At 45.4% G+C, this 5,153-nt stretch carries 4 protein-coding genes and 2 pseudogenes; 3 read left to right on the top strand and 3 right to left on the bottom strand.

The window, feature by feature from the left end; translation table 11 throughout:
• Positions 1–215: 215 nt before the first annotated feature.
• Positions 216–1,148, top strand: coding sequence for a 15-cis-phytoene synthase CrtB (crtB, locus tag PX636_RS13980; protein WP_002795540.1), 933 nt, complete (start codon positions 216–218; stop codon positions 1,146–1,148).
• A gap of 312 nt (positions 1,149–1,460) precedes the next feature.
• Here the strand turns inward: crtB and PX636_RS13985 are convergent, their stop codons facing one another.
• Positions 1,461–1,937 carry a hypothetical protein gene (locus PX636_RS13985; RefSeq protein WP_353853479.1) on the bottom strand — a complete coding sequence of 159 codons (477 nt, stop codon included), beginning with the start codon at positions 1,935–1,937 and terminating at the stop codon, positions 1,461–1,463.
• Positions 1,938–2,399: 462 nt separating this feature from the next.
• On the opposite strand from PX636_RS13985, the gene PX636_RS13990 reads away from it, so the two are divergent.
• Complete coding sequence (locus PX636_RS13990) at positions 2,400–2,642, top strand: hypothetical protein (protein WP_012264724.1); 243 nt, start codon at positions 2,400–2,402, stop codon at positions 2,640–2,642.
• A 60-nt stretch (positions 2,643–2,702) separates the two neighbouring features.
• Here the strand turns inward: PX636_RS13990 and PX636_RS13995 are convergent.
• Positions 2,703–3,215 (bottom strand): annotated as a pseudogene (locus tag PX636_RS13995) (pirin family protein); the annotation flags it as partial.
• A gap of 644 nt (positions 3,216–3,859) precedes the next feature.
• On the opposite strand from PX636_RS13995, the gene PX636_RS14000 reads away from it, so the two are divergent.
• The gene (locus tag PX636_RS14000; protein WP_288117618.1) at positions 3,860–4,678 is read left to right on the top strand and encodes a PEP-CTERM sorting domain-containing protein; all 819 of its coding nucleotides are present in this window, start codon (positions 3,860–3,862) and stop codon (positions 4,676–4,678) included.
• Positions 4,679–4,894: 216 nt separating this feature from the next.
• Here the strand turns inward: PX636_RS14000 and PX636_RS14005 are convergent.
• Positions 4,895–5,023, bottom strand: a pseudogene (locus PX636_RS14005) (Uma2 family endonuclease); the annotation flags it as partial.
• Between the last annotated feature and the right edge of the window lie 130 nt (positions 5,024–5,153).

A 5,153-nucleotide genomic window follows, 5' to 3' on the forward strand; every position in this document is an offset into this window, starting at 1 on the left:
GAGCGGTTTTATCGGGGAAATTAGCGGCAGCAGTGATCAGCAAAGATCACCCCGCAGCACCGCTAAACCTGAATAAAACCCAATCTACACCAGTGTCCAGCGCTCGTTAATTCTCTGGCTAGGGACTAATGACGAAAATGGCCTTGAGTGAGACAATGCTATATCATTAGCCACAGTTCGCCGTTAATCTAAGTCAATCATTCCGCCCCAGCAGAATGCTCCAATTGCCAAAACCGACCCACCCCACCAAACCCCTCGTCTCCCTTGCGGAGTCCTACGAACTCTGTCGCCGGATTACAGAGAAGTATTCCAAAACGTTTTATCTCGGTACTCTCCTGATGCCGAAAGCAAAACGTCAAGCGATCTGGGCAATTTATGTCTGGTGTCGTCGTACCGATGAACTGGTCGATGGCCCCCAAGCCCGGTTAACTACCCCTGAAACCCTCGATTTATGGGAAAAACAGCTAGAAACCGTCTTTTCTGGGGTTGCCATCGAGGATGCCGATGTCGCTCTCGTGGATACTCTAGAAAAGTTCCCCATGGATATCCAACCCTTTCGGGATATGATCGCCGGGCAACAGATGGATCTCTATCGCAGTCGTTATCAAACCTTTGATGAACTAAAACTGTACTGCTATCGGGTGGCGGGGACGGTGGGGTTAATGTCCAGCGCGGTGTTAGGATTGGAAGATGACGATCGCTCTGCCCCTTGGCGGCGCAATCAAAGCGTCTATATTCCGCAAGAAGAAGCGATCGATCTCGGTATTGCCAATCAATTAACCAATATTTTGCGGGATGTGGGGGAAGATGTCCATCGTGGCCGGATTTATCTACCTTTAGAGGATTTAGAGCGTTTTAACTACAGCGAAGACGATTTACTCAAAGGGGTTAATGATCACCGTTGGCAGGCGTTAATGCGCTTCCAAATTGAGCGCGCTCGTTATTACTACGATTCCGCCGAAAGGGGGATTCGCGCCCTTAATCCCGATTCCCGTTGGCCGGTTTGGGCGGCTTTACTGCTTTATCAAGGCATTTTAGACGTAATTGAAGCAAATAACTACGATGTCTTCGCCCGTCGTGCCTTCGTGCCTTTACCTAAGAAAATGCTCTATTTACCCGTGGCTTGGTTGCGATCGCAAGCGTTATAAAAATTCGACGGGTTTTGCTGCTTGCCGACTCCACCCGTCGAGTCTTAACTAGGGTTGGCTGAAAAAGTCTTTCCTGGGGGCAGGGTGTGGGGTGTGGGGTGTGGGGTGTAGGGTTTTACCCATTTTCATCTGGTAAACTACCTAATTTTCAGGGAAAAAGTCCCTGAATTCTCCCCCTGATCACTACCATATCTGGTACTTTTTGACCTCCCCAAAGTCTAAAAGTCTTACCCAACAAGGTTTTTAGATTTATTCAGCCAACCCTAACTATTAAGTTTTCCCAATTCACCTGCTTAACTTGGGTTGGGTTTTTCAGCGCGATTTAGGAGTCACCAACCAGAAAGGTCCAGTTTCCGTGCAGGGAACATCTCGATCGGTTTCGTAAACCACAAGACCGTCTTGCCGATCCAAAACTAACGCTTCTCCTAGACGGACGTAGGATATAAACGGGACAAGATAGCGGACGACAGGCTCATCGCTACAGGACGGCAACACCCGATCGTTAAAATACTCGTATCCCACATCCTCGACGCTTTCATAGTAGCGGATGCTGAGATCATCGATCGCTTTCCCCGGAAAGCGGTCTTGGATAGCTGACCGGAGAAATTCTGGCAGCGGTCGATCGGGCGATAATAATGTGGCAGATTTCATGGCTTTTCCCCCTAAAACTAAAGGAAGCGGGAAACTCTGACAAATGCCGTCCCGATCGGAACTATTGGCTTCCGCTCTCCACCTGGCCAATTTTTTCCTAGGGATGGGATCTGGCTCAGGGAGTCCCCTTGTATTCATTGTAACAAATTTCTCCGCAAAGGTTCGGGGCGATACCGTGAGAACAGGTTCTCTTGATTTTTCGTTACAAAGATTGACAAATTTATCCTTTTATTTTGGCGATAATAATAATTACCCGGCGACAAGCCAGAAAAAATAATGGAAACAGGGAAAGACGGACGAGGCTGGGACTAACTAGGGTTTGCGGCAAAAAGTTTTTCCTGGGGGCAGGGTGTGGGGTGTGGGGTTTTACCAGTTTTGAGGTGGCCAATTACCTAATTTTCAGGGAAAAAGTGCCTAAATTTCCCCCCGATCACTCCCATATCCAGTACTTTTTGATTGACAAAAGGTCTAAAAGTCTTACCCAACAAGGTTTTTAGATTTATTCAGCAAGCCCTAACTAACTGGCAATAATGATAGCGAGAAAAGAAGTGGTTTAGTAGTGCCGAATTCTCGTTCCCGATCATTTAGGAGGTAGGAAAGATGACAATTTATGTCACCCGCGAGGGATATAAACTGGTGGCCGATTCCCCACTGGAATTGGTGGAAAAATTACAACAATGTCAGGGTACAATGACGGAAACAAGACAGGATTTCATGACTCGGATGGCTGCACAGATGGTAGCCAGCCAAGGCGTTACTGTTCCTATCACCGATCCGGAGAATTTTATCGCCGAGCTAATCCACAACGATTTTCTGAGCGTGGTGGACAGTATTGATGGCTAAAAGTCGGCTGGGGAATTGGCAGGAAAACTTAGCCCCTAGTAACCCTAACACTCAACCCCACTACCCTAGGTCAAAAAGCAAAATTTCCGAGTCTTCTAGAGATTGAATAGCCAAAGAAGTTTCCTCGCTAATTGCCGCTCCATCCCCCGCTCGTAAATGCACGCCATTCACGGTTATTTGCCCTCTAGCCACTTGTAACCAGCCATAACGACCTCCATCTAAGGAATGGGTGAGGGACTGGCCTAGGGGCAAAATTCCTGCGTATAGATTAACGTCTTGATGGACTTTAACCGCATTACCGGCACCGGTGGGAGAGGCGATTAACTGTAAGGTATGGGGAGAAAATTCGATCGCTTTTTGTTCATAACTGGGTTCTAGGTCTTTTTTGTCGGGAATAATCCAGATTTGCAGAAGATGGAGGGGATTAGTGGCAGAATGATTAAATTCACTGTGTTTTATCCCTGTTCCCGCGCTCATCCGTTGAATTTCACCGTGTCGAATCACGGAACCTGTGCCGAGACTGTCTTGGTGTTCTAGTTCTCCCGCCAAAACATAGGTTAAAATCTCCATATTTCCCGAAAATTATCGGCTGCATCTCCTATTTGTGACTTTCCCTCACCTATAGGTGAGCAGCAGAAGTTATTCAAAGAGGACGAAGGCAATTCGCTCCTACAATAATATGATTGTGCCAATGGTAGCGGCGCAACGTGGTCAGTGAGTTTATCGAACTGCTTGCGTTCATAATGTGACATTGTGAACATTTTTTAGGCAATATCCAAGAGAGTCACCAAAACAAGACTTTGTTAGGTTTTATTACTGTATTCTCAAGGCTTTTTGCTAGATGAACAAGGATAGCTGATGGGTTGTGTTAGGAAGTGTCGATAATCAGGGTAAGCGCATCTTAACAATTTTTGACAAAATAAACCTAGAGGGCGATTTGGGTATATTTGGGTAGAATTTGCCCTCTCAATTGTTAAGCAACAATCGACCAAATAGGTCGAGTTTGTAACTATTCTGATTGACTGCTATCATTTGAAATGCCTACACAGCAAGGGGCTGACAAAATTGGCGAATTGTCAACAGCGTTTGAGCTGCGCTTACCCGGGTAAATAGTGTAATAAAACTTAATAAATTATCCTGATTGATGACTTGACAAGAAAAATTATTACTGTAAAATTGCAGGAAAGAATGTAGTTACTCGAAGGAGTTTCAGTCAAATGATTAATACTCGCTTAAAACCCGTCACTACGGGTCTCATTGGGGCTGTGGGTTTGGGGGTTGCTTTATTAGGGATGCCAGAAGCGGTGAAAGCTGCAACAGTAGTGGCAGGAACAGATTATCTTAGTTCACCTGCAGGCTCTAACTTTGTGACTATTGGTGGACTGGGAACAATCCAATTAAAAGGACTACCCTTTGGTCCTGGTAACACTGATACTACTGTTGAACGGCAAGCTGACTGTGTTTTTAATGCGGGTACTTGTAATATTCCTATTGAGATGACCAATCTCTCTTTAATAAGCATTGACCCGGTAGCTATTAATGGTCAGTTAGTTGATCTGTTTGTTAAGATTGCCCCCGGAAGCAGGTCAACTGGGATAATGACAATCAATCAGGATCATACATTTAGCTCTGTTTTAAACTTAGATTGGCAAGTTCTAGCTGCTCCAGTAGGTAGTGGGATGCAAAATGCTACATGTGTGGCTGAAATTGCTGCATTGCCTGGGTTTGAAGCTGACTGTTCTTTGCTTAACCCAGATCAATTAACGGCTAGTGGAAGTTGGGGATCAACACCTCCTCCTGGTGCTGTAATTGTCAAAGGACCGGTCGGTGATCAAACAGCGAATCTTCATACAAATCTGGGTGCTGATCAGATGGACTTTTTCTTGATAGGTGATGTTGAACACAATCACAGAGACTATGCTGCTAACCATACAGTGAGACAAGCAAAGGTACCCGAACCTTCAACTGTATTAGGCTTAATTGCGGTAGGTTTAAGCTCAATAGTCGGATTTAAAGGCAAAAAAGAGCCAAAATAAGCCTTTGATCGCTTCTTTTTTACCAAGAAAAAGCCCCCCATTGGGGGCTGAGGAAGAATGTAGTTACTTCTTGGAGTATAGCAAATCATGTCGAGAACTGGCAAATATAGCTCGATTTTTGTTTATTGTTGCGGTAAAAACGCCTAACTGTAGCATTTGGGCAGATTACTTCATAAGTTGCAGTTCAGCTGGCTTGAGCGAGATTTCAGGTCAAACTTAAGCCAAATCTCGCCAATCTATCCCTAAATCTTGTAATTTCCGAGCCATCTTTTCTGCCACTTCTTCAGGGGTGGGAACAAGTTTACCTTCAGGGGTAAAAAAGCGTAATTGGCTGTCTTGACATCCTCGCCGCCCTAAAAGTGCGGCGATTCCTAAACCTCACGATTTAAGTTTCTGCTTCCACCACCGTCGCATACCACAGTTAAAAAACCATGTACTGTCTTACACAGAGTCCACAGACTTTCGCCCCATTTCA

Origin of the sequence: Microcystis sp. M53598_WE2 (genome assembly GCF_030067735.1) — a bacterium.
In the GTDB taxonomy this organism is placed as follows: Bacteria; Cyanobacteriota; Cyanobacteriia; order Cyanobacteriales; family Microcystaceae; genus Microcystis; species Microcystis aeruginosa.

Excerpts from the sequence above, each read along its gene's own strand:
- crtB (WP_002795540.1), top strand. The coding sequence starts at position 216 with ATGCTCCAATTGCCAAAACCGACCCACCCCACCAAACCCCTCGTCTCC.
- PX636_RS13985 (WP_353853479.1), bottom strand. The coding sequence starts at position 1,937 with ATGAATACAAGGGGACTCCCTGAGCCAGATCCCATCCCTAGGAAAAAA.
- PX636_RS13990 (WP_012264724.1), top strand. The coding sequence starts at position 2,400 with ATGACAATTTATGTCACCCGCGAGGGATATAAACTGGTGGCCGATTCC.
- PX636_RS14000 (WP_288117618.1), top strand. The coding sequence starts at position 3,860 with ATGATTAATACTCGCTTAAAACCCGTCACTACGGGTCTCATTGGGGCT.